This window comes from Sphingobacterium athyrii, assembly GCF_003071065.1.
Classification (GTDB): domain Bacteria; phylum Bacteroidota; class Bacteroidia; order Sphingobacteriales; family Sphingobacteriaceae; genus Sphingobacterium; species Sphingobacterium athyrii.
The window spans coordinates 680672-705893 of record NZ_QCXX01000002.1; the positions used below are offsets into that span (position 1 = coordinate 680672).

General features: G+C 41.6%; 25 protein-coding genes. 11 read left to right on the forward strand and 14 right to left on the reverse strand.

Annotation, left to right across the window (positions count from 1 at the left end; translation table 11 throughout):
* Positions 1–4: 4 nt before the first annotated feature.
* Genes DCO56_RS09490 through DCO56_RS09500 form a run of 3 tightly spaced genes read right to left on the reverse strand, consistent with a single transcriptional unit; the run spans position 5 to position 1810 of the window.
* The gene (locus tag DCO56_RS09490; protein ID WP_108633494.1) at positions 5–400 is read right to left on the reverse strand and encodes a (deoxy)nucleoside triphosphate pyrophosphohydrolase; all 396 of its coding nucleotides are present in this window, start codon (positions 398–400) and stop codon (positions 5–7) included.
* Positions 387–1268: a YDG/SRA domain-containing protein gene (locus DCO56_RS09495; protein WP_108633495.1), complete on the reverse strand. Its 882-nt coding sequence runs from the start codon at positions 1266–1268 to the stop codon at positions 387–389. Before DCO56_RS09495 ends, DCO56_RS09490 begins: the two co-directional genes overlap by 14 nt.
* A 26-nt stretch (positions 1269–1294) precedes the next feature.
* Entirely contained in the window at positions 1295–1810 is a 516-nt protein-coding gene (locus DCO56_RS09500) for a helix-turn-helix domain-containing protein (protein ID WP_108633496.1), read from the reverse strand.
* Positions 1811–2794: 984 nt separating this feature from the next.
* Here DCO56_RS09500 and DCO56_RS09505 point away from each other — a divergent pair.
* The 4 genes from DCO56_RS09505 to DCO56_RS09520 are packed head-to-tail and all read left to right on the forward strand — an operon-like array spanning position 2795 to position 9351.
* The gene (locus DCO56_RS09505) at positions 2795–3175 is read left to right on the forward strand and encodes a hypothetical protein (RefSeq protein ID WP_108633497.1); all 381 of its coding nucleotides are present in this window, start codon (positions 2795–2797) and stop codon (positions 3173–3175) included.
* Positions 3176–3186: 11 nt separating this feature from the next.
* Positions 3187–6723, forward strand: coding sequence for a SusC/RagA family TonB-linked outer membrane protein (locus tag DCO56_RS09510; RefSeq protein ID WP_108633498.1), 3537 nt, complete (start codon positions 3187–3189; stop codon positions 6721–6723).
* A gap of 29 nt (positions 6724–6752) precedes the next feature.
* The gene (locus tag DCO56_RS09515) at positions 6753–8105 is read left to right on the forward strand and encodes a RagB/SusD family nutrient uptake outer membrane protein (protein WP_181390505.1); all 1353 of its coding nucleotides are present in this window, start codon (positions 6753–6755) and stop codon (positions 8103–8105) included.
* Between the two features lie 58 nt (positions 8106–8163).
* Positions 8164–9351 (forward strand): TlpA family protein disulfide reductase, encoded by a 1188-nt coding sequence (locus tag DCO56_RS09520; RefSeq protein WP_108633500.1) that lies wholly within the window; start codon positions 8164–8166, stop codon positions 9349–9351.
* 53 nt (positions 9352–9404) lie between these two features.
* Here DCO56_RS09520 and DCO56_RS09525 read toward each other — a convergent pair whose 3' ends face one another.
* The 4 genes from DCO56_RS09525 to DCO56_RS09540 all read right to left on the reverse strand — a co-directional run bounded on the left by DCO56_RS09525 (position 9405) and on the right by DCO56_RS09540 (position 11299).
* Positions 9405–9626, reverse strand: a complete 222-nt coding sequence (locus DCO56_RS09525) for a hypothetical protein (protein ID WP_108633501.1) — start codon at positions 9624–9626, stop codon at positions 9405–9407.
* A gap of 30 nt (positions 9627–9656) precedes the next feature.
* Positions 9657–10016: a hypothetical protein gene (locus DCO56_RS09530; RefSeq protein ID WP_108633502.1), complete on the reverse strand. Its 360-nt coding sequence runs from the start codon at positions 10014–10016 to the stop codon at positions 9657–9659.
* Between the two features lie 339 nt (positions 10017–10355).
* Positions 10356–10910, reverse strand: a complete 555-nt coding sequence (locus tag DCO56_RS09535; RefSeq protein ID WP_108633503.1) for a cyclic nucleotide-binding domain-containing protein — start codon at positions 10908–10910, stop codon at positions 10356–10358.
* An 8-nt stretch (positions 10911–10918) separates the two neighbouring features.
* Positions 10919–11299 carry a hypothetical protein gene (locus tag DCO56_RS09540; protein ID WP_108633504.1) on the reverse strand — a complete coding sequence of 127 codons (381 nt, stop codon included), beginning with the start codon at positions 11297–11299 and terminating at the stop codon, positions 10919–10921.
* Between the two features lie 229 nt (positions 11300–11528).
* On the opposite strand from DCO56_RS09540, the gene DCO56_RS09545 reads away from it, so the two are divergent.
* Complete coding sequence (locus DCO56_RS09545) at positions 11529–12731, forward strand: hypothetical protein (protein ID WP_108633505.1); 1203 nt, start codon at positions 11529–11531, stop codon at positions 12729–12731.
* Here the strand turns inward: DCO56_RS09545 and tnpC are convergent.
* From tnpC to DCO56_RS09565, 4 genes are all read right to left on the reverse strand, one after another.
* The gene (gene tnpC, locus DCO56_RS09550; protein WP_108633506.1) at positions 12695–14212 is read right to left on the reverse strand and encodes an IS66 family transposase; all 1518 of its coding nucleotides are present in this window, start codon (positions 14210–14212) and stop codon (positions 12695–12697) included. The genes DCO56_RS09545 and tnpC overlap by 37 nt on opposite strands.
* Before the next feature lie 48 nt (positions 14213–14260).
* Positions 14261–14599 (reverse strand): IS66 family insertion sequence element accessory protein TnpB, encoded by a 339-nt coding sequence (gene tnpB / locus DCO56_RS09555; protein ID WP_108633507.1) that lies wholly within the window; start codon positions 14597–14599, stop codon positions 14261–14263.
* Positions 14599–14880 carry an IS66 family insertion sequence element accessory protein TnpA gene (tnpA, locus tag DCO56_RS09560; RefSeq protein WP_245935806.1) on the reverse strand — a complete coding sequence of 94 codons (282 nt, stop codon included), beginning with the start codon at positions 14878–14880 and terminating at the stop codon, positions 14599–14601. The genes tnpB and tnpA overlap by 1 nt, the downstream gene beginning before the upstream one ends.
* Positions 14881–15019: 139 nt before the next feature.
* Positions 15020–15217 (reverse strand): hypothetical protein, encoded by a 198-nt coding sequence (locus DCO56_RS09565; protein WP_146191010.1) that lies wholly within the window; start codon positions 15215–15217, stop codon positions 15020–15022.
* 411 nt (positions 15218–15628) lie between these two features.
* Between DCO56_RS09565 and DCO56_RS09570 the strand changes: the two genes are divergently transcribed.
* The 4 genes from DCO56_RS09570 (at position 15629) to DCO56_RS09585 (ending at position 17574) form a co-directional block, all read left to right on the forward strand.
* A complete protein-coding gene (locus tag DCO56_RS09570; protein WP_108633509.1) occupies positions 15629–16387 on the forward strand; it encodes a hypothetical protein in 759 nt (252 codons plus the stop codon).
* A gap of 4 nt (positions 16388–16391) precedes the next feature.
* Positions 16392–16796 carry a DUF5675 family protein gene (locus tag DCO56_RS09575; RefSeq protein WP_108633510.1) on the forward strand — a complete coding sequence of 135 codons (405 nt, stop codon included), beginning with the start codon at positions 16392–16394 and terminating at the stop codon, positions 16794–16796.
* A 324-nt stretch (positions 16797–17120) separates the two neighbouring features.
* Positions 17121–17405, forward strand: a complete 285-nt coding sequence (locus DCO56_RS09580) for a hypothetical protein (protein WP_108633511.1) — start codon at positions 17121–17123, stop codon at positions 17403–17405.
* On the forward strand, positions 17392–17574 hold the full coding sequence (locus DCO56_RS09585) for a hypothetical protein (RefSeq protein ID WP_108633512.1): 183 nt from the start codon (positions 17392–17394) through the stop codon (positions 17572–17574). Before DCO56_RS09580 ends, DCO56_RS09585 begins: the two co-directional genes overlap by 14 nt.
* A gap of 112 nt (positions 17575–17686) precedes the next feature.
* Here the strand turns inward: DCO56_RS09585 and DCO56_RS09590 are convergent, their stop codons facing one another.
* From DCO56_RS09590 to DCO56_RS09600, 3 genes are read right to left on the reverse strand one after another with little or no spacing between them, the layout of a single operon-like run.
* Positions 17687–18043, reverse strand: a complete 357-nt coding sequence (locus DCO56_RS09590; protein WP_108633513.1) for an SPW repeat domain-containing protein — start codon at positions 18041–18043, stop codon at positions 17687–17689.
* Positions 18044–18063: 20 nt separating this feature from the next.
* Complete coding sequence (locus DCO56_RS09595) at positions 18064–18585, reverse strand: hypothetical protein (RefSeq protein ID WP_219929350.1); 522 nt, start codon at positions 18583–18585, stop codon at positions 18064–18066.
* An 11-nt stretch (positions 18586–18596) separates the two neighbouring features.
* Positions 18597–19754, reverse strand: a complete 1158-nt coding sequence (locus tag DCO56_RS09600; protein WP_108633514.1) for a zinc-dependent alcohol dehydrogenase — start codon at positions 19752–19754, stop codon at positions 18597–18599.
* Positions 19755–20373: 619 nt separating this feature from the next.
* On the opposite strand from DCO56_RS09600, the gene DCO56_RS09605 reads away from it, so the two are divergent.
* On the forward strand, positions 20374–22764 hold the full coding sequence (locus tag DCO56_RS09605) for a TonB-dependent receptor (RefSeq protein ID WP_108633515.1): 2391 nt from the start codon (positions 20374–20376) through the stop codon (positions 22762–22764).
* A 267-nt stretch (positions 22765–23031) separates the two neighbouring features.
* On the forward strand, positions 23032–24897 hold the full coding sequence (locus DCO56_RS09610; RefSeq protein ID WP_245935807.1) for a glycoside hydrolase family 2 protein: 1866 nt from the start codon (positions 23032–23034) through the stop codon (positions 24895–24897).
* The last annotated feature ends 325 nt before the right edge of the window (positions 24898–25222 follow it).

Here is a 25222-nt window from a genome sequence, read left to right on the forward strand (position 1 = left end):
ATTTCTAGCCTTCAAATTTTTCAATTAATTCTTTCGCAATCGGAACATCCGCAGGAGCGAGTTTCCAGTTTATTAGATCGCTGACCTTTACCCATTCAAGTTGATCATGGTCAGTAGATTCAGATGGAATATTTTCAGTTTCACATATGAAAGAAATCAATTCTATAGCGCCTTTATCGTAATGATGTACAGTATCGAAAAAATGCTGTTTAATTTCGACCTTCAAGTTGAGTTCTTCAATCAGTTCACGAAGTAAAGATTCTTCGTAAGACTCTGCTTCCTCAACCTTTCCGCCCGGAAACTCCCAATAGCCACCTAAAGATTTTTCTGGTTTCCGTCGACAAATCAGAACGAGATCATCTTTGAATATAATTCCGCAAACTACTTTAATGATAGCCATGTGATTCTCTATGATATTTAAGATTCTTGTTATTTAATTTGTGTGACGGATGTAAGAACAACTTACCAGTAACTTCGCCAATCAATTCTAAGTCATCTTTGATGGAGAAGCTACCACGATCAAACATAACATGGTGATTAGGACAAAGACATAGAAGATTGTCTGAGCTATCATGCCCATTATGCGGAGTTCCAAGAGGTTTAATATGTGCACCCTCAGCATAATGACCTGATTTGGTTGGCAAAGCAAATTGGCAAACTTGACATTTAAAATCATAAAGTTTTTTAATATCGTGCGCCACTTTTGTATCTCTGATAACTCTTAACACTGCGCCTGTCTTTCTTTCAGCGGCTTTGTTAGTGATCTTAAGTTCAATTTGCTCGGGTGTTCTTTTGAGCAAATTGTTTCCCATATAAAGAAGCTTAAATCGACATATTTTAAATCCACTTTTGCCGATTTCTTCCCATGAATCTACAACACTATACAAGCCTCCATATGTATATCCTTTCTCAGGGGAATAAGGTGACTTGTGCGTATGTCCTCGAATAACGCGGACAGGAAGACCTTCATCCTGACTCTTTCGTAGACCAGCATTGCCTCGGTTACTCCATGATTGATCTTCGATTTGCTTTCCGGTATTAGGATCATTTCCACCTGCACCGGTATAGATGATTTCTTCTCCATTGTCTTCATCATCTTCATATCCACCAGACAAGACAATTGCTGATGTACCAGTAGTGCCATTCCCATCGATTCCTGCTCCCCAATTTCGATGAAAACTTGAAGGCATCATTTCTTTTCTGCCCTCAAACCAATGCCCTTCTGGTATATCCTGAATCTCTCCGAAAATGATAGGTCTCGTTGCCATAATTTAATTTTGTTATTTCGAACTCCCTATTTTTTCAATATGTAAGTGTTTTTATTGCCGGTTTTGCTTTCGACCTCTACAATATTATCTGCTGCTAAGTTTCTCATGACACCTGAAACCTCAGTTGAAGTAACTTCCCCTTTTTTGATAACCTTTTTTCTTACTAATTCCTCGATAATATCATTTGTGGTTAAGCCGTCTGAAATATATTCGGTTAGAATTATATGTTTGCGAATTTCCTTAGTAAGCTTAATTCTTTTAAGACTTTCATTTGAAAGTTTATTTAGAGGCTCTAAAATGATATTGGCTTGTTTTAAATTCGCCAGGGGATAATTAACCGATTTGGCGTATTCCACATAGTAATCGATATTTGTTACTTCTCCCTTTTCAATATCTATCAAAGTATTTATAGGAATACCTGTCATTTCCTTTATGTCTTTAAGGGTATATCCATGGTCTATTCTATGGCTCCTTAAATTCTTACCAATAAAAACTCTATAATCAGGAGATTTTATCCTTTCAGATCTCTTCTCGTTACTCATATTTTTTTTGATGATATTTTGTAATTAATTAATGTTAATTTTGCATTTAATAAGATTCTTTTTGTATCTTTGTTTTAGAAATATAAGCGACTAATAGATTGAGACATTTACTCGATCTAAACGATGTCACTCAGCTCAAGAAACCGCCAGTTTTAATCCAGCGAGTAGACACGGAGTTCGCCCATCTCTGAATTATTTATATCTTTGATATATATTCTTCAGAAGGGTGAGCTCTATGTAAGTCTTTCGATGGAAAATTCAACTCATCGCGTATGAGAAGAAGAGGCTCCTGGCGGTGCCATTGATTGAAAGCTTTAGAACTCTCCCTTTTGATATTTAAAGGGTGTTTCAAGCTTTGAGAGTTAACATCGTTGTATAACCCAATGATTATGACAAAACGATTCAAAGACCGCCAAAAACACCGTGCCCACCTCAAGGAGGTTAGCATTCGGTTTTCCTATTCAATTCTAATAAGTAAGATTATTCCAGGGCCAGAATAATCGGTTAAAAATATAAAACCAGAATAGGGGATAGCGGCATCCGCATAATAGTTGGTGCCGAATAAGTATTAACTAGCAAAGCCCTTAGACTAGGTTTTCCCGATTTGTATTCGATACACTACACCCTTTGATTTTGTGTAATTAATAATTTTGCTCTTACGAGACATTGAACACCTTAAATGTAGCATTTTATTCTTAAACAACAAAATTAAAAACTATAATTTTGTAATGTTATTCTATACTAATAAGATCGGGTTTTTATTTCTTTCCGGGAGGAAGCGCCATAACGACCCCTATTGATGACTTGTAACCAGCTTTTTGGCGCTTTGCGGATTCGTTAATTTTTTAATTGTTGTATGGGCAGTATGTAAAATATTCTGCCAATGACAATCCTTTTTTTTGCGAAAAAATCGCAAAAGGGGAAAGCTACGCTCTTTTCAAAATAAAAGAGTAGGGCTAAAGTCATCTTGATTTAACCTATAAAATGAACCAAAAACATTTAGATCTGCTGCCATTTGAGCTAGCATTTTATGATATATATCTTGATGGATATGATCCATTGAAAACGATCAGGGACTTTTGGACCCATTATTCTATTTATGAATGCCATGAGCATATCAAAGAAGTGTATGAAAGTTTTGTTATGAAGAGTGACTATATAGATGTCAACGACCAAAATAAGAAATACGAATTTTTTATCGTGTTACTTCGCTTAATGATCGCTTACTTTATGGTGCATTACCGAAAGATCAAAATCGATGATCTAAAGTTGCTATTTGCCGACTCCTCAGATACAATAGATACTGATTTTATGATCAGAAAAAGGATTCATGAATTCTTTGACCGTGTGAATAAGCAATTTTAAACAATAAGCAGATGACAAACAGATCAAATCTGGTGTCTGCCTTATTGGATAAGGTGGCACATCTGGCATCCATAAATGGTGCTGGAAAAAATAATTCAAAAAAAGTTCAATTTGCATGGGATAAAAAGTATCCCTTCGATTGTATAGTATATAGCTTGAGGCAGATGATGTCGGTATGTACTCCTGTGCCGATGCCAAGGAGCGGAAAGGGAATGATACAGTTAGCGCTGAATCTACACTTTTTAGTTTTCAATGTTATTATTTGTCTTTCAAAGGCATTGAAGAACAAACAAGCCCTGCTTATTCTGGTTTGTTTGTTTCATATGTTTAGTTTATCGGCTCAGACGCCCCGCAAGGACAGCGGGGCGGAAGGGTCGTTTTCCATCAGCGGTACAGTCGTATCGTCTGTCGACGGGAAGCCGGTCCAGGGGGTATCCATCCGAGCCGAAGGCGAAAAGGGTAGGACCTCTTCTAATAAAGATGGATCTTTTATCCTGTCCGTTTCCAATCCTAAAGGTATAATTTCGTTCTCCCACGTGGGATACAAGCGTTTAGAAATTTCATATACAGCCGGAGTATCATTGAATGTCAAATTGATACCATTGGAGAATCAGTTGGAAGAGGTGGAGGTGGTCTCTACTGGGTACCAAAAGATCCCGAAGGAGAGGGCCGCCGGAAGCTTTGAATTGATAAATAATAGCCAGCTAAACAAAAGGATTGGTGCTACTATTATGGACCGTCTTGAAAATGTCAGCGTGAGCTTACGTATTGACAAAGACTATTTATATCAAGACAGAATGCAGTATGCAGGAATTCCGCAGTATAACTTTGATATTCGCGGACGATCTGCTATCTCTGGTGCAGCTACCAGAACAATTATACTGGACAACGCCGTATTTGACGGCGATTTAAGAGATATTAATCCAAATGATATTGAATCTGTATCTATCTTGAAAGACGCTGTTGCCGCCTCTATTTGGGGCACATATGGTGGCGGTGGAGTAATTGTGTTGACAACCAAGAAAGGCAATTATAATGCGCCATTCAATTTGTCATTTACCACAAACCAAACAATATCCAAAAGACCTAATATTTACAAACTTCCTTATTTAAATAGTAATAGTTTTATTGACTACGAAATTGATCTTTTTAATAAGGGATATTTCGACTACGGATTGTCAGATACATATAGTTATAGCACATTAAGCCCGGTCGTAGAGTTATTGGGACAAATGAGAGGGGGCTCCATTACAGAGCAGGAGGTAATGACAAAGATTAATCAATATCGTCAGTATGACACAAGAGATGACTATTATAAATATGTGTATAGGCCAGCGTTTCAACAGCAATATGCATTAAGTTTAGCAGGGGGTAATCGAACTACAGCATATAGATTGTCTTTGGGCTTGGATGATAGCAAGAATTCTGTGATTACATCTTCTAATAATAGAATGACGGTAAAGTCTTCAGTCAAGGTGATTCCAACAAAAAATATGGAGTTGAATGCAGATGTTACTTTTTCCAAAGTGCATGCCAGAGACTTTTCAAATAATCAAGTGATATCCTATCGAGGTACAAATGCTGTAGGGTATGAATGGCCTTACCTCAAATTAGTAGACGACAATGGTAACCCGATTGCTGTAGATATCGTACCAATAAGAAGTGTATATAGAGATACTGCTGGTAACGGTAAATTATTGAACTGGGATTTTAATCCACTCGCAGAAGTCGATCAGAACTACCAGATCACTGATCCAAAAGATTTTATGATCAATTTGAATTTGGCTTATAAGATATTTCCTGAGCTTAAAGTGAATACATCTTATATTTTTCAAGATAATAGTGGGCCGATAACCGACTGGACTGGCCAAAATTCATTTTGGGCTCGGCATTTAGTTAATTTTTACACAAAATGGGATGATAACGGCATTATTCAGCGGCCTATTCCAGTCGGTGATATGATACAATTTGTGAGCAAATCTACCAAGAGTCAGACCGCTCGGGTACAGTTTGATTACAATACCATTTCAAAAAATGGCTTACACCGGATCGACGCTATTATAGGGGGTGAAATTCGGCAGCGACAACAATCGTCCAATTCTTCTACCCTTTATGGATATAATAAAGATAACCTCAATTATCAGCAGGTAGACTACACCAAAGAATATCCTGTTCTCAATCTTGGTTTTGGAGGAAGCTTAATCCCAGATGGTGTATATCTAGAAGATCTTGTAAATCGATATATTTCATACTACGGTAATCTAAATTACACCTACAGGGATAAATATGTCTTTTCCGGGAGCTTTAGACAAGATGCCTCTAATCTATTTGGCGCTGGTGCCAATAATAAATGGCAGCCGCTTTGGTCGTTGGGCGGATCATGGGTGGCCAGCAAAGAATCATTTATAAAAAATGATCTGTTTAGCCTTCTCAAATTGAGGGCTTCGTATGGTTTTGTCGGACGGGCAAATCCTTCCTTCAGCGGGTTACCACTTCTATCCTACAATGGTTTTGATAATATCACAGGGTTGCCGTATGCTTCGATAACATCGCCCGCAAATCCGTCTTTAGGTTGGGAAAAAATAGAAACATTAAATCTTGCTTTGGATTTTTCTTTGTGGAAGGACCGTATTGCTGGATCTTTGGATTTCTATCATAAAAACTCGAAAGAGCTCATCGCACAGATTCAAATAGACCCTACGACAGGTTTTGAGGGAGTACGTAAAAATGGAGGTATGCTAAAAGCGAAGGGATTTGAGCTAACATTAAATTCAAAAAATATCATTGGTAGTCTATTTAATTGGAATAGCCGATTTCTTTTGAGTCGTAATCGTACGATGGTTTCCTCTTATCCGTATAAGATGCCCTATGCCAGTAGCGTTGCTTCACAATCAGGTGCGGTAAATTCATATTTATTAGAAGGATATGATGAGGGGGCAGTTTTTGTATTTCCATTTGCAGGTCTCGATCCCGAAAATGGTGATCCTTTGGGCTACCTCGATGGGCAGGTGTCAAAAGATTATTCTAAAATATTATATGGTCCGTTAGATCAGCTAAAATATATAGGATCGGGTAGACCCATCTACTATTCTTCGTTGGAAAATGAATTCTCAGTGGGCAATTTATCAGTTTCTTTCAATCTTCAAGCTCGTTTAAAATTCTTTTTTATGCGGCAGGGTTTTTCAGATTCTATGATGGCTATGTATAGACTGGGGTATGCGGACTATGACGATAGATGGAAAAATCCGGGCGATGAGCTGACAACAAATGTTCCTTCATCTGTATATCCAATTGATAGTTTTCGGGATGAATTTTATAATAAATCAGAGGCACGCGTAGTGAAAGGTGATAATATAAGGTTGCAGGATATTTCTCTTTCCTATCGTCTAGGCAAGATGAATAAAATTAAGAATATATCTGTTCATGCTTTTATAAAAAATATGAATGTTATCCTTTGGAAGGCGAATAAGCTTGGTATTGATCCAGAATACCGTGATGCAGTGCCTTTGCCTCTTACAGTATCCTTCGGAGCTAAAATGGATCTATAATGATTGGGTTGAATATTAAAAATCTAAAAATGAAAATTTCAATAATCGGAACTTTTATAGTTTCAATATTTGCCATATCGTGTACGAAATATGTCGATATAAAGCCAGATAAAAAAATGACAGTGCCGCAATCTTTTGAGGACTGTGATGCGTTAATGGATGATAGGAGCACGATGAACTCAAGATTTCCTGTGGGCGGTGAGGTTGCTTCGGATAATTATTATTTGGCAGAAATAAACTACAATGCATTAACAAGTATTGTAGATAGAGATGCATACCTATGGAATCCAAATACAAACTTTGCTACAAATCAATGGTCTAGTTCATACAAAGCTATTATGGTTGCAAACCAAGTCCTAGAGATACTCAATAAGCTGAAAAGAGAAGATGATAGGACACGATATGATCGTCTGAAAGGCGAAGCTTTATTTTTTAGAGCTTATGCACTATCTCAATTAGCACCTGTGTTTGCGCCAACTTATCGCCCCGAATCGGCGGAACAGACATTAGGACTAGTGCTAAGGTTTAGTTCAGCGATAGATTATGTGTCTGTGCGTTCAGATCTGTTAAAAACCTATAGACAAATTGTTGCAGATCTAAAAGAAGCTGTGTCATTGCTTCCTGTTGATGCTATTTATAAGACTCGCCCTACTAAATTAGCGGCTTGGGCAACATTGAGTAGGATAGGCCTAGTTATTTCAGATTTTGAGCTGGCAATATCAGCTTCAAAAGAAGTTTTAAATCAAGGGGTTGGCTTACTCGACTATAACACAGTTAATGCAGCAGCAGCAAATCCTTTTGGTCGTTTTAATCCTGAGATTTTATTTCATGCGGCTACATTGACGAGCGTTTGTCTAAATCCGAGTGTCTCAAAGATAGATAGTATGCTTTATAGATCTTATTTACCAAATGATCTGCGCAAGGGTATTTATTTTAAGAATAATAATAATGGGACCTATGCTTTCAAAGGAAGGTATGATGGGGATATAAATGCGGCTTCTTTTGCGGGGGTTGGGTTGGATGAGGTGTATTTGAATTATGCAGAGGCACTCGTCAGAACAAATAAGTTGCAAGAGGGACTAAACGTATTTAATGCACTGATGCAGACACGTTGGAAAACCAATACATATGTTCCCTTCTCATCTGATGTGAAAGAGTCTGTTCTGTCTAAAATTTTGGAAGAAAGGCGTAAAAGTTTGATTATGCGTAATCTGAGATGGTCTGATATTCGTCGTTTAAATAGTTACGGTGGAAATATTAACTTAAAGAGAATCATTAACGGCGAAACTTATTATTTAAATGCCGGAGATCCAAGATTTACATTTTTAATACCATCTGGAGTAATGGAATATGCCCCCGAAATTATTCAAAATCCACGCTAAGGAGCTCCAGTATCATATATAGTTACGAATTCAATTTCAAAACATAACGCATAAATCAATGAAAAAATATATTTTAATTCTCATTATTTCTTGGCTGAACCTTAAAATAGGTTTATGTCAAACAGGTACTAAGATCGGCTCAGAAATTAAACTTGATCTCAAAGTGAAGGCGCTAGGTGATAGTCTTATTGATTTTAAAAAATACGACGATAGATTGCTGATTATAGATTTTCTTACTACATATTGTACCTCATGTATAGAGGCTATGCCCAAAAATAACAGGATACAAAGTGCATTTAGCGAGAAGGTTAAGATTATTCCTATTACGTCGGAGAAAAAAGAGCGTGCAGCATCCTTTTTTAGTAAAAATGAATATGTCCGTGGAAATCAGCTAACAATTGGTGTTGAAGATACGGTGCTGAGTAAAATTTTCCCCTATCAGTCTGTATCGCATGTTGTATGGATATATAAAGGCAAATTGATTGCAATTACAATGGGAGATATGTTGACAGAAGAGAATGTGAGGCATGTGCTCGCAGGGAACGATGTGTCAAATTGGCCAATAAAAAATGATTTCTTTCAAGTTGACGAAACGATAGAAAAGAGCGGCGAGCAGTTTTTTAGTAGCAAGCTTAGTGCTTTTGAAAATGGAGCTACGACACATTATAAGGTAGATACGATTGACAATAAAGTACGTGTAAGGATTACTAATGCGCCAATAATTGGTGCATTGAATTTTTTGTTTAATAAAATTGTTCCACTGCCATTGATGAAGAAGGAGCGTATCGTGTTACATGTACTTAATTTGGAACGATATGATAAACCAGACACGATGCCTATGTCGATATGGTTGCAAAAATATAGCATCTGCTACGAATCTACATGGGCCAAAGGTATGAATCAAGAGTTATTGTACAGATCAATTTTGACAGATCTATCGAACAGACTGGGGATAGAGGCGAATTTGGATCAACATATAGCTGACGTTTGGTCTGTAAACAGTGTAAGTAAAAAATCAGTTCTCGGCAATAAGAAAATAGCTTTGGGGATATGGTTAAACATGCTTGAGATATTTAATCCTGATTTTCCGCCAATTGTGTTGGATAAAATTGAAGATAAGGATGTGCTTATTAAAGGAGGAGCAGTTCAAGATTTTGAAAGTTTAAAAGAAATATTAAAAATCAATGGTTATGGGCTAAAAGTGGCAAAGAGGAAAATACTGACACTATTCGTTGTGGCTAAATAAAGATAAAGGCCGAAGGGTAACTTCGGCCTTTTGGACTTAACCTATTAATGAGGTTATGCCTTCAGTTTTACGTTTGGCGTATTAGCCCTGTTGTTTAAAGCAGTTACCATTTCACCAAGTATTGCTGGATCTAATTCTGGGTGTCCAGAACCATCATCAGTCGCATTGATGGTGCAGATACGGGCATTTCCACTACATACAGGTGTTGTAGTTGGAATAGAATAGCTCGATGACTCTGCTGGTAAGCTTTGATCATTCAATTGAAATAATGCCATTTTGCAAAATTTTAATTAACTAACTTAGATTTATGAATTGATCACAACGATGGTGTTTTGCTTGGTCAAAAAATCAAATACCATCATTGGCCCCGAGTCCGCCCATAGCGGACTCTCTGGTTTTTGGCGGTGGGACTCCTTATTTGCCAAACCATTCTTCCGATCACCGCCACCCGGGAATACGGCAAATTTGCGTCTGTAACGTCTAATAGTCGAACTTTCACAGCAGTCGCCCGGCAGAATCTGCTGATTCCCCGCATGGCGCGCCTCAACCTCCTGCAGCTTTGCTGAATGGTCCCGATTCGGATCGCTTGGTATAGCGTGGATCGGGTGTTTCTCCGAGGAATGTCGCTTGCCTTGTCCTTGGCCGTTTGTCTGTTGTTGTTTCATGACTATTTTTATTATTGACGACAGACTAGATGTAATAATAGCGCTAGCATATCATTTCATCTATATCTATTTGTATCAACCGATCTTCTGGTCACGAGATGGGAGAGGAGACATCTGCTATTTTCAGATCTATTGACTAAGGTAAATTTAGATAGCATTCGATGGTTTTGAATCCAAGATATTTAAGAAGTTGGTGTTGAATATTAACAGTTTATCTATAAAATGTTAGTGTTTTCTGATTGTAATATTCACGATTTGATAGGTGTGCTGCAAAACAAATTGGACGAAAAAAGCCAGCTTTTTGCAAGGCTGGCTAAATGGATCTGGTAAAATAATTGGTTAGATATCGATCTTACTATAATAGGATGCGGTCATACCAAGAAATGAGCTTTTATCATTGATGCTGCATTTTAAATATGCCGCTGGATAATTTTTCTTGAATCTTGCTTTCCGATCCTGTGCAATAAGGCCTATCAGTGTGCCACGATATGTGCGACGCAATAGTGCTTCAGCATAAAAATGCTGTAAATGAGCAGTAAACTTTGGGTACTTGACCATTAGTTTCATCACCTTCTTATTCCTTATCAGTACGACTACCGAATCCTCATCGGCTTCAAAACTGCTGCGCTCTCTTTTTTCCAGGTGATGGAAGCATTGTCCCGAAGAGATAAAATCTTGTACTTGTCCTCCTTCACTGTGATTACCATCCAGCCGATGGATGATCATCCCTGACAGGACAATGTGAAGATCAAATTCTTCTCCGCTGATATAACGCCTCTTTTTGACCGCGGTGACTTTAACCATGGCCTTGAGTTCCTCCCATAAGGCAGGTTCTACAGGTGAAACCTTTTCCAGTATTGCGTACAATTGCTTATTATAAATTGAATTCTCCATCGGCGGGATCAGCTATAATTAAACCTGATTTTTAAGACGCGAACACTTTCATCGGATGATGCTGACACCGGGGTAAAACTTTGTGCAGCACTTCCGGTTTTACTATTGCCGCCACCTTCTTTTTCGTCTTCGCGATCTAGCTGGATATCGATCCGTAGATCGATCGCGTCTACCAATTGTGAAGCAAAATAATCATGTGCCGGCTTGCCGAGTGATATCGCATATTGCAACTGCTTCTCATTTAAATAAAAACGCTTGGATACCCAGCCCATGAAATTGGTTTCGATGCGCATTGTTTCTTCTTCTATTACGATTCTGGTTTGCGAATAGAGATAATTTTTCCAGTCTTGTACTCCGGAGTTGTCGAAATTAAATTGTAAATGTTCCATATTGGTTTTAAATTATTTATTCGCCAATATACAGCCGAAATTGATTTTAATGATGATATAAGCCCGTTAATAAATCAAAACAGCCTTTTTTACAATCAAAACGATTTGATCGGTGATCGAATTTAATATGTACTATAAGTTATTTATTGTTATATTGTATTTTATAAATATTTTCTTTGTCAATATATAACAGGTGTATTATATATTTAAATTAACCCATTACAGAATTATGAATCGTAATATCAAGTCGTATTTGCATGTTTTTCCGATTTTTTGGTGGATTTCTTTAGTGTTAATTGCTTCTTTGGCTATCGCACTATTTCCGTTTGATGATATCTCATTTGCATATATTATGAAGCAAAATGTGCTCCGTGTGATCAGAAATACAGCAGTTATCGGTACATTAATTCTTGCGTTGGAATTTGCGATAGGATATATCCTTTACGTTAATGATCTATGGAGCAAGTCAAGTGGCAGAGCCACATTGATACACGTTTTCGGGGGAGTTATAGCCGTCGGAATTATTGCCTTTGGACTAGTTGTTCTCTTTTACTCGTCTGCCATTGTCGATGACTACCGTTTTCAGTGGGATATGATATTTATGCTTGGTCTTCTCAGCTTACTTAATTATTGGATTGCAAACAGAATTTTACTGGATAATAGCAGCCGTCTACAGGATAGGCTGAATACAGCAACTATCGAAAATGCCCAGCTCCTGCAACAAGTGGAAAGCGACAGATCGCAATTGGAGCAGCGCACCAAAGATATCGATCGGTATAAAATGGAGCGCATTATTGCTGATAAAAATAGTGTTGATCTGAGTCAGATAAAGGATCAACTAGGCAGTCAATTGGAGGGGTCGGAGGCTGAAAGACTGAGGTTGCACGAATATTGCTATCAGCTTAAAAAAGAAAAAGCTCTCATACAGCAGGCGCTCGAAAACAAGGAAATGGACTACAGTTTACTGCAACAGAATCTGGAAGAACAAAAGGATTTTATACTGAAAAATCTTGAGAAGAAAATAACTGAAACTGCCAAGCCCTCTGGCGTATATCGATTAAGAATCAGAGATAAAGAAATTTTTATTAAAGAGGATAATGTGGCCTATTGCTATGGATATCATAAAAAAAATGAGGATCCTTATCAGGAAATTGTGATGATGGACGGTACGCGATATTATCCGGGGCTGTCTGCGCTCCGGGAATTGGGCAAATTATTCCCGAGTCTGAAAAGGGTTTCCCGGAACTATCTTATTGCTGGAAGCGCATTGTTGGACTATCAGTATTCAGATAATAATCAACATTTATTATCGATTATCCATCGAAATAAACCGATTGTATTTGGAAAGTCATACTGGTATAAAAAAGAATGGGTGCTGCGTATCCGCCCTATGAACTACAGGCCAGCTGATTTTTTGAAATTCTGCGGATAAAGATCCTTTAGGTTTTTATGGTTTATGGACATAATGTTTTCTAGGGTATGCTTTAACCAAAGGAAAGGGTTCACCTGGTGCTTTTTACAGATAGCAAAAAATGAATAGATCATCGCCGCCCGCTGTGCTGCCTCATGACTTCCAGCAAAGAGATAGTTCTTTCGGCCCAGCGCAACCGGGCGAATGGCATTCTCGACTAGATTATTATCAATAAGCAGATTTCCATCATACAGGTATGCAGATAGTGCATCCCATCTGGCATAGGCATAAGCCATTGCTTTACCGATCTGACTTTTAGGAAGTGTGTTTTTTATCTCCTGGAAGATCCATTTTCCCAGCTCGTTGATAACAGGTAAGGATTCTACCAATCGCAGTTCTTTGATCTGTTCTGCGTTTAGATTCTCCTGTTTAGCTTTCCGCTCCGGGGCATAAAGCTTTTGGATCATTAGCAATGCAATTTCCGCTCTTTGCTTATCGTTATCCAGCGATTTCTCAAACTCACGCCTTGCGTGTGCCCAACATGCCAGATGTGTAACCTCTTTCTTTTTGCCGTATTTTTCATATACGGTGTACCCATCTGTCTGAAGATAACCTTTAAAGTTCCCCAGCATAGGCACAGCGGCAATGCCCCCACGGGTGGGACTATAATCAAATAATACGGTTCCCTCTAATGGGGCATGGTATACCCAATAATAGCCTTGATGGGCAGCTCCTTTTTTATCGCTGTCCAGTACTTTTATTGGGGTCTCATCGACCTGCAAGTAGCCCTGTGCTTTGGTGTCGAAGACGAGCTGTTCATATAATGGTTCCAGTTTTTCTAGTGCCTGTCTGGTCCATCCTTCGATGGTTGAGGAGGCTATCTGAATGTTTTCCCTTGCAAAGATCTGTTTCTGTCGGTATAGCGGGAGATGATCCTGATATTTACCGGTCAGGATCATCGCAAGTAGGCTTGCCCCCGGTATTCCTTTATCGATTACACGCTCGGGAAGTTCGGCAATGGCTACGGCAGATTTATCTTTGGCAGCATATTTATAACGGATGTAACGTTTGATGTAGAACTTGGCAGGCTCGCATTCCAATTCTTCGGTAATTTCCCTACCGATGCAGATCATTTGGGATAAGTCACCCTCGGGATGGATCTCGATCTCTTCCACAGGAAGGTGTGCTGGTAACTTAGCACGCCCTTTATGGTTGGGTCGCTTGCAGATATATTCGATTTTTTGCTTAACTTCTTGCTGTTGCTGCTCTACTTCCGCAGGCTCCGCATGAAAAGGAAGCATGGTCTGGGCGGGATCGCCCTCAAAGCGTTCACGCTTCTGTCCAAACTGCATACGCTTGTACATAGCAAGTTGCGATTCCAGGTAATCTATTTTTTCATCTTTTACAGAGGAACTTTTGGAAAGGTCGGTAATTTCTTTCTGTTGACTGGAAATAACCTTGAGAAGGTCTTCTTTTGAGAGATTTTCCAGTTCTTTTTCCATAGTGTAAATATAAGCAAAAAGTAGCTTTTATCTTATATAAAACCACTTTTAAGGCAAAGAAAACCGTCTTTTTTGAATACTTTTCACAACCTGTATCCCCTCAACCATCAGTACCAGATCACTCCAGGACAACTCTCCGTTTTTTACATGTGGCGGTAAAAAGGTTCCGCTTTCCAGACGTTTGTAATACAACACAAAGCCTCCTTTTTCCCAGTGGAGAAGTTTTATATGCGTACGGCTACGGTTTAAAAACACGAATACCTCACCACTGGTAGCTTGTCGTTGCATCACTGATTTGATCAGTCCGCATAGTCCATCGAATGATTTGCGCATATCACAGTGGCTGTCGTAAAGGTAAAACCGGTGTGATGAACCCAGCGCAAACATTAGTAAAGCTGTATCAGTTGAGAAACAAGGGCTAGATCGTGCTCTACCTTAATCCGTACTCCGTTGGGATAAATAACTTCAACTTCATGTTTACTGCTGATCTTATCGATGGTTATAAAACTACCGCTGGCTGTTTCTTCCCCTTTGCTGCGAGAAAACCAATAATAAAAAGTGGCTTCGTTAATCCCGTTTTCAGCGCAATAAGTCTTCTTGCTTTTTCCGCTAGATCGCCAGTCTGATATCATAGACAGCATGGCTGCTCTTTTTTCTTTCATATTCATAATGCAAAGCTAGGCCATACACTTAAGCTTTTAAATACGTACTTGGTAGGGCGAATACGGTGCTGCAGCACATCGCTGCCAATAAAAAGCAGGCAAGCTGAAATTAGAATCAGTCCTCTCCGGCTGATTCTGTTGGAGGTTAACCGACGTTTTCGTGCACCTGCTCTACATCGAGATAGAAATATTCTGCAAATATCTTGATCGGAATTGCTGTTTTTCGGGGTAGGTTATAGGCATCCCGTATGTCTTCAAATAGGCGATAGCATTGTCTTTCGGATTTTCCGAGCAGGGGAGCTGCTTCCCGCGGATAGATCAGCAGTCGATTTTGTTTTTTCATTTCATTGGATTTTTGAGGGATCCAAAAAGTCATATCCGACCGTGGGTAATCAGTTGTTGAAGCAGTGTTAAAGCGTTTGCAATGCGTAAATAGTGCGTTATTGATTGGTCATTGACGCACTTGTGACACTATAGTTGCTTCAAGAGATAGTACATAGCGAAATCCGCCCATAGAACGAATCTACAAGACTTTATCTACACTGATTGATGAAATGGATGATAATTGGTTACGGCTTGGACAGCATTGGTCTGATTCCTCTCCATGGCTTTTATTCACCATGTTAAAGGTTTTAAGATACTTATTTTTTGACATTTATTGCCATTTTTGGCCATTTCTTCCGACTGCAGACATCTCTTCCCGACTTTGTTTGCACACCCTGCATCTTCGTATTGTCAAAACAAAATTAATATCATGGCAAAACAAGTAGGTTTAATCAAATTGAATGGAAACGTCGGGGACCTTTCCTTCTTCAAATCAAAGACAAATGGTTTTCAGGCTCGTATGAAAACCGGGGTATCGGCAGACCGCATTGCAAGTGATCCTGCATTTGCACGTACTCGTGAAAATGGTAGCGAGTTTGGACGGGCGCAACAGGAAGGTAAAAAGTTGCGCGGCCTTCTAAAGGATGTGTTGTTTCAAAATGCGGACAGCCGTTTCAGCTTACGCCTGGCAAACCGATTGTTGAAAGTCATTCAGACGGATTCGGTCAATATCCGTGGCAAACGGGGGTTGGTTGCCGAAAATCTGGTTATGCTGCAGGAGATCGAGTGCAACAATCGGACAAAATTGGCTGATATTTCGCTGCTGCCAATTGCATTGAACTATGATCGTAGCAGCGGTACGGGCACGCTGGAATGTGCGCAGCTGATCCCTATGCTGAATATCGCCAAACTCAAAGGGGCGACACATGTGCGCTACATGTTGGTGCTTCAGGAATTTTCGGGAGAAGATTTGGATCAGAGGCCTTCCATTCAGCGGTCGGAGTATGTAGATCTGATGACAATCGATCCTATAGATCTACAGCTAACGGCGACCTTGCAGGCCGATGCTGCAAAATCTGTATTGCTGCTCGCTGGATTGGAATATTTTCAGTTGGTCAATAGTGCTTATTATCCCTTGGCGAATGGGAAGTACAATGCCTTAACCATTAAACAGGTGTACACACCTTAGGATTATGGCGGTTAAACACACCCTGCTGCTCCTACGAAAGTATGGAGCACAGGGAACAAATGGAACGATTAGCTATCAGGGTGAACATATCTGCCACAGCATCGAATTGCCAGATCATAACAACCTGCCTAGGATCAGCTGTATTCCGGTAGGCCGGTACAAACTGCAAAAACGCCGCTATCCAAAGCATGGGGAGCAGATCGGAATCCCCAATGTGCTGGGACGCGAAGCGATCCTGATCCATGCGGCCAACAATGCATTGCGCGAACTGCAGGGCTGTATCGCACCCGTAACCACGCTAACCGGTGAGGGTACGGGGGATTACAGCGGTAAAGCGCTGGCGAAGCTGAAGGCGCTGGTGTATAGCTTGTGGGATATGGGGGATGAGGTGTATTTGAATATTCGATAACAATTGGGAGGACATGAATTTTTTGCTGCATTCCTTTGTGCTATCTTCTTAGCAAGATGACGGCATAAATCAAACTCGCTGTGCTCGGACAGTGATTTATGCTACCGTCATATTGCGTCAGCGATAGGCAGTCGGAACGTTATGCTGTCAATTCTTTGTCCTCCTATATTGCTCGAATATAGAGGGGGTGATGGGATGACAATCAGAAAGCTATATTTTCTATCCCTGGCCCTTCATATTTATCGAAGTGAGTTGTTGGAGGGGGATTGAAGTCGGAATATTAGGCTTTAACCGTTCATCCAGTCTCTTTAAAAACTAATATGTATGAAAAAAATCTTAAACAAAATAGGAGCAGTGCTGCAGGTGGTTCTTGCGGCTCCAGTCAAATGGCCAGGGAAAGCCGGCAATATATTGAAATATATCGCAGTGGGGCTGGGTATATTGGAAACAGTGATGGAACAGGAAATGCCACCGCCTGAAAAGTCTTCTGATGATGCCTCTGGACAGGAATCAAGCGGCCCATCGCCCGCATCTACGAAGCCTCCGGTCGATAATGCCGAGGGGCAAATGTTGCCCCAAGAAAGGAGTGAAGCCGATGAAAATCAATGATATCCGCATCTCAGCCCTAGGTGGTACGCTCTGTTCCATCTGGGCCAGTTTCTCGCTGGGCGATGTGGTGCAGACGGTACTGACAGCAGCGCTTGGTACCATCGTTAGCTTCGCGACCAGTAGACTACTCGGAAGGTGGTATAAAAAGACAAGCGATAAGCAACGATAAACAGTGCATGGAAGACGTCTCCTAAATTGGAGACGTCTTTTTTGCGGTTAGCATTTCGGTTATGCAGAAGTTGCAGTAAAGATGCTGTCATAAGCGATAAAAAAAATTGGAATCAAAGTGGTAACATGCCGCGCGACCGTGTCATAAAGGCAATAGCAACCTCCGCGAATCCGATGATGACATGGGGTAAATAGGTATACCGGCTAAAATCCAAAAGCCAAGGGGATGCCGCCAGGAATATACCCGAAAAGATATCAAAAACCAGATGCGCATCCATCGGCATAACCCTAAATAGACCAAGTTCGTATTGTGTAATGGCACTGTATACCAAGGTCAATATGCCGAGTATGACAAATACTGCTCCTTCCGAGCTACTATTGCTGAGATCAAATAGCTGTGGACAGAGAATCAGAAAAATCGCTGTTATATAATCAAGTATGCCATGAATTTTAGTGCTGAGAACTTTCATAGTTTATTTACAGTTACCATTTATTTTTTCTTTTTGGAACAAAACTGATAGGCCACCAATCCAATGACCAGACCGACCACAACAGATTTGCTGATAAAGGACTTTTTATTATACTTCCATTCAGCACCGAGTCCCAGTTCTTTGGCTATGTTGGGTAGATGGCCTTTTGCGATATCCTGTGCAACACCTTCCAGCATATTGATGCGGTCTGCAAGTACCAGTGGGAGCCATCGGCCATAACTTGATTCGCTATAATTAAAAGCCATGCGCCTAATTGCGCCGCTCAGCCCTTTAGGTGGATTGTCGGTTCCATATACTGCTGTCAGGTTCGGCCGTTCAACAGACTTGAGTATTTCAACCGTTTCTTCCTGTAACGGAGGCCGCTGCCATGCATAGCCCTGGTGCTCTTCATTATTTCGTTTCTTAATGGGAAAGGTCGGATCATTCTTGGGGTCAAAATCCATGCCCCAGCCTTTAATATGGCTATATTGTCCTTGTCTTTCATTGATGAAATCTTCGGGTGTAGTTTGATCTGTCATCATAATAAAATATCTTAAGTTGAAGCCAATGGTGGAATTAATACGGTTTTGATACAGTTATCCAATTTGGAAGAGAAAAGATGATAAGCATCGCCTACTTCTTCCAGTGGAACCCGGTGCGTAATCAGTTCTTTGGGATTGATAACACCGTCCTGTACATGTTGGATCAGTTTGGGCAGCAGGCGTTTTACCGAGGCTTGGTTAGCCCGTATCGTGATTCCTTTATTGAGAACATTACCAATGGGCACCAGACTGTTGGTAGGCCCATAAACACCCACAATCGACACGATGCCACCTTTTTTTACACTGTTAATCGCCCAATGAAGCGCCGTAGTAGAACCTCCTTGGAGCATCATATATCTTCCTAATAGGGTATTTATCGAATTGCCGGCAGCTTCACAGCCCACAGCATCAATGCAAACATCAGCTCCCAGGGAATCGGTAATTGTCTTTATAAAGACAACCGGATCTCCGATTGAACGAAAATTAACCGCCTCACACTGCGCGTAACGTTCAGCGAATTCAAGCCGATAATCAACCTGATCGATAATAATGACCCGTGCTGCACCAAACAGCCAGGAACACTTGGCTGCCATAATACCGATAGGGCCCGCACCAAATACCACGACGGTATCGCCGGGCTGTATCCCAGCCATTTCAGCCGCCTGATAACCCGTCGGTACCACATCGGTCAACAGGACGGCGTCATCAGGATCCATCCAGTTGGGAATAACGACGGGGCCTACATCTGCATAGGGCACGCGCACATATTCGGCCTGCCCGCCAGCATAGCCTCCCGCGGTATGGGAATAGCCGAAGATCCCACCAACTGCGGTGGCTTCGGGATTGGACTCATGACAGTTGCCGTATAATTCCTGCCGGCAAAAAGCACATTTGCCACAGGCAATATTAAACGGGACCATCACCCGGTCACCCACTTGTAGATTTTCTATTGCCGTTCCCACCTCGACCACTTCACCGATGAACTCGTGACCAAAAGTAGAGCCTATCCGCGTGTCGGGTACCAGTCCATGGTAGAGATGCAAGTCTGATCCGCAGATGCACGAACGCAGTACTCGGACAATGACATCCTGTGGATGGAGGATTTCTGGCAATGGGACATTTTTATCCGCTCGTACGCGATAGGGCCCCCTATAATTCATTGCAAGCATAATACATAGATTTTTAGCTGTTACCAATTAAACCAGCATTGAGCCAAGCTCAACACGATAAAGGAAGGACTGTCCCGTCCTATTGGTTTGCATATTTTGCGTATCAGGGATTTGTACGCTTCCATGCGTATTAAAAGCGCCGGGCTATGGCAGGCCCTATTTGAACGGATTGTGAATGCCCCGTGGGCGTTGGCGAAACTGAAGGCAAATTTCCGGGATGTAATAATTTGCTGAACAGGGAATATCACGAAAATCAGATAGTCACTAAATAGGTAAGCAATATTAACTATCTAAGAATGGGGAGAACTGTGGATCTTGCTGAGAAGCTCCGAAGTTGCCGGATGTTACAATTGCGACAGATTCTTAATATGTCTGATTTGCAGCTCTCAATTCAGCGATAATAAGATGTTGCTATGATATTTTTTAATCTTTATTTAAAATCTTGAAAAACTTGTTGTTTTCAATTTTTAAAAATACATTTGTTTGTTAATATTTATTTAGACTCATTATATATAACTATATTAACTGAAAAGATCGCTATAATGACCGCAGGAATGTCGGGATGCTGATCAACCCAATTGCTCAATTTAAAAACAATAAATAATAACAACAGAAAACCATGTATCTATCTTTGAAAAACAGTAAATCATTTTCTTTTCTTTTGTGTTTGCTTGCTTTCCTATATGCTGGAAATGTGCTGGCACAAAAGAACACTAATAACCTTATTCAGGGACAGGTGACCACCCGTGATGGGAGTCCTGCGGCCTACAGCACCATTAAACTTTCGAATGGCAGGAGTGCGCGGGTCGATAAGGAGGGGCGGTATACCTTTCGCGATCTCAACCCCGGAACGTATGTGGTCACGGTGAGCTTTGTGGGTTTACCGGAGCAGTCGCAGACCCTATCCGTTGCGGTAGGGGAAACTGCCGTGGCGGATTTTGTCTTATCTGCGGACGGAAAGACGCTGGATGAGATCCTGATCATTGGCCAGAAATATGCCATTACCTCCAAAAAGGAAAGTGACTATGTGGCGCGCTTGCCGCTCAAAAACCTTGAAAACCCGCAGGTATATAGTGTGGTGGACAAGGAACTGATCAAAGAGCAGATGGCGCTCACGTTGGAGGAGTCGTTTCGAAATGTGCCGGGAGCGGCGCCATCCAAGACGGGAGCCGGAATGCCTTCTTTCTTTTCACGCGGCTTTCAGACCAGCGAAAATTTTAGGAACGGTATGGCGACTTATTTGCGTACTGGGATTGACCTGGCACAAGTAGAACGCGTGGAAACCATAAAAGGCCCGACTTCAACACTGTTTGGTGCACAAATGACGTCCTTTGGTGGGATTGTGAATTACATTACAAAAAAGCCTTATGAAACATTTGGCGGCGAGGTGGGGTACAGCATGGGAAGCTGGGACATGAATAGGCTGACGGCCGATATCAATGCGCCGATCGCGGCCGAAGAGGGCTTGCTCTTTCGCGTGAACCTCGCACGGCAGAAAGAAAATACCTTTCAGGACCAAGGCAATAATGCCACTGTGCTGATCGCGCCAAGCCTGTCTTATCAGGTCAACGATCGGTTAAAACTTTCATTGGATGCTGATTTCTATTCGGTAAAAGGAATTACGCCTGCTGGATGGATGATTGATCCGAAGCTTGGGAAAACAAGCTTTGACCAGCTACACCTCGATTATCGACAGTCGCTGAACGACAATTCGCTGGTAAGCCGGCAGTCGTCCAGCAATGTTTTGTTTCAGGCCGACTACAAACTGTCGGATCAGTGGCAGTCGCAAACCAAATATGCTTGGGGTAATGGGAGCTACGATGATCTCCATATCTTTGATATGATCTGGAAAACAGACAAATTGGTGGATAGAATCCTGCGCGTGTTTACGGATGAAGAATCAGCCCGTAAAAATTTCCAGCAAAATTTTATTGGGGATTTTAAGATCGGCCAGTTCAGAAATAGGATGGTCGTTGGGCTGGACTATATGTCAAATTACCGGAAGACACGTTACGATGGATTGGGCTATGGTGGAATCCCGGTATTTGCGCCAGCCCAACTCGATAGCCTGTCGAAGACGCCGGTAATCCGGATCGAAGATGTCAATGCGGTGCTGGCCAAACGCAATACAGGCCAGAATATCACAAAGGAAGCCAGTTATAGTGCTTATGTTTCGGATGTCTTTAATGTGACCGACCGTTTATCGGCCATGGCCAGTTTGCGGATTGACCGAATTATAAATGAAGGGCTAAGCAATACATTGACCAGAATCGAAAAAAAGGATAGGTATAATCAGACAGCACTGTCCCCCAAATTTGGACTGGTCTATGAAATACTGAAAGATAAGGTTTCCTTGTTTGCCAATTACATGAATGGTTTTAAGAATATACCTGGCCGGGAACAGGTGGACAAGACCTATTCCTTTTTTAAACCGCAGCGGGCCAACCAGCTGGAAGGCGGGGTCAAAGTCGAATTGTCTGATGTATTCAATGCAACGGTCAGTTACTACAATATTGATGTGACCAACAGTTTGTATACTGAAACGCGTAGCACTGGAAATTTCACAGTTCAAGGAGGGACGCAAAATAGCAAAGGTTTTGAAGTCGAGCTAATCGGTAAGCCATTCACAGGCTTTAATTATGTGGCCAGCTATGGGTACAACGATAACGAATTTATTAGTGGCGCCAATATCGGCAAAAGAGCGATAGGAACTCCGGAGCATGTGTTGAACATCTGGACAAGTTATGCATTGACCGATGGTAGAGCAAAAGGCCTTGGGCTTGGTGTTGGTAATTCCTACATTTCCAAAGCTTTTCTGGATGCTGCCAATACCTTTACTTTAGGTGCTTATAATCTATTGGATGCAACAGTCTTCTATAACCGGCCAAAATATAGTGTCCGCGTAAAGGCGAATAATATCCTGGATAAAAAATACTGGGTCAGCGACGGCTACTATGCCCGTCCGCAAAAGCCATTCAATTTTATGGCCAGTGTAGCCTATAAGTTTTAAATTTCTTTGGTTTCTGGGAACAGCCTGTTCCCGGAAGCCAAATGATAAGATTCAGACAAGCGATTCAACCGGCATGCTGCTGTTATGTTGTGCGATAAATGGCCTGATCGACAAATGGCTGTAAATACACCTAGTTCCGGGCTTAGGCCTTTGGTCTTGGCGAATTAGTGCGTTAATTGACCTAATAATTCGATTTAGTCCCTTGTTTTCTTATATTTGGGTTATCAACTAATCTTTGCTTATACCTAAATTGAAATGATAAACGGAATGAAATGTCGACTGATGATCCTGATCATGGCGTATTTGACACTCGAAGTGGCAAAAGCACAGTCCCTTGATGATTTTACACTACCCACGCCCTGGACGGCCGAGGCATTGACAGCTGAAACGCCGCTACCGGAATATCCTCGTCCACAATTGCAACGTAGCGAATGGCAAAATCTCAACGGACGATGGGATTATATGGGCGGCAGTGCGCTGCTGGATCCGCGTCAGGCTGGAGCGCCACCGCTGTTTCCGGCAAAAACCGAATCAATCCGTGTGCCTTTTGCCCCTGAGTCGGAACTATCCGGAATTGCCAGGAGCGGCGAGAAATTTCTGTGGTACAGACGAGCTCTTACTATTCCATCAGCATGGAAGGGCAAACGCATTTTATTGCATTTCGGCGCGGTGGACCAGTATGCGGCGATCTTTGTGAACGGTAAAAAAGTAGGTGATCATACAGGTGGATACCATGCTTTTAGCCTCGATATAACGGATTTCCTAAAGACAGGGGACAATAGTCTTGTTGTAGGGGCCTACGATGCGAATGATGGTAAAACAGCATCGGGAAAGAATGGCGATAAAGGTGATTATACCTTTAGCTCGGGCATCTGGCAAACAGTCTGGATAGAACCTGTACAGCAAAAATACATCACGCAGCTGAAACTGATCCCTGAGCTGAAAAATAAACGCTTGCAGCTCACGGCGCTCACCGAAGGCAAAGACCTCACCGTGGTTGCCACCGCCTATGCGGATAAAAAGCAGGTGGCGACGGCGACGGGAACGGATCACAAAGCATTTTACCTCAATGTAAGCAATCCGCACCTATGGAGTCCCGAAGATCCATTTCTGTATCAGCTGAAAGTGGAACTTAAAGATAAAGAGGGGCGTACGGTGGATCAGGTAGACTCTTACTTCGCTATGCGCTCAATCGGTATTGGCAAGGTGGACGGCATCAATAGAACCTTGTTAAATGGCAAATTTCAATTTCAGATCGGTGTGCTTGATCAAGGATATTGGCCCGACGGCATTTTTACGGCACCGACCGAAGCGGCTTTGCTGTACGATATCGAACTGGCGAAAAAGGCTGGATTTAACGTCATCCGTAAACATATCAAAGTGGAGCCCATGCGCTGGTATTATCACTGTGACCGGCTTGGGCTGATGGTCTGGCAGGATATGCCCAACTTGTGGTACCCGGACGATACGGATTCGGTAGCGGTACGTAAACAGTTTCGGACCGAACTGAAGCAAATGATGGATCAGCTGTCAAGTGTTCCCTCGATCGTCACTTGGGTGCCTTTCAATGAAAACTGGGGCGCATTTGAAGTGGCGGATATAACCAAATGGACAAAAGAATATGATCCTACGCGCTTAGTCAATGGCAATTCGGGCTATAATTACGCACCGGGATACCGGCCTGCGCAAGGTGACCCCGGTAATGGCGACTTCGTGGATAAGCACCACTATGGAAAGATGGAAGATAAAGCGTTTCCGCAGCCGGACGAAAACCGGGCCGCATCTTTGGGCGAATTCGGTGGAAAAGGTCTTTTTGTGCGCGACCACATGTGGCCTGTGGCAAATAACGCTTACGAGATCCTCATCAATAAAGATATACTCTCGGATACCTACGTTTACCTGCTCAATGAGATCGAACAGCGTATGCTGTACAGCGGTTTAAGCTGTGCGATCTTCACCCAGACTTCAGATGTGGAGCATGAAATCAATGGGTTGGTGACTTATGATCGCCGGGTGGAAAAGTTTGACATGCAGAAAGTGAACTGGATAAATCAGGCAATTATCCGCAACAGTGAAAGAATGGGCAAAAAGAAAAAAATCAGTTCAATTTCAAGGGTTTATCCGGTGGAATAGCCATAGTTCAGTCAGGGACGGTACCTCCCGGCTAAATGCGCTGAGCACACGGTGTTGCCGTGCGCTCAGCGCATTAACTCAGTTTGCATTAACCGAAGACAACACCCTCGTAAAAGGTATTATAAATGGGGTTCTATTTTTTTATTTATTCCAGTTGCATGTCGAATTCATCAAAAGATTCTTTCCGCGAGGCTATGTCAACGCTACGATGGTAAAACTGTTTTGATCGTTGGTCATAATCTGATTTACCAATAGACCTGAGTCGTGGCATCGGGCAGAAATAAATTGCTTCAACAACCCAGGGTTTTCATATTGCCTGAAAACC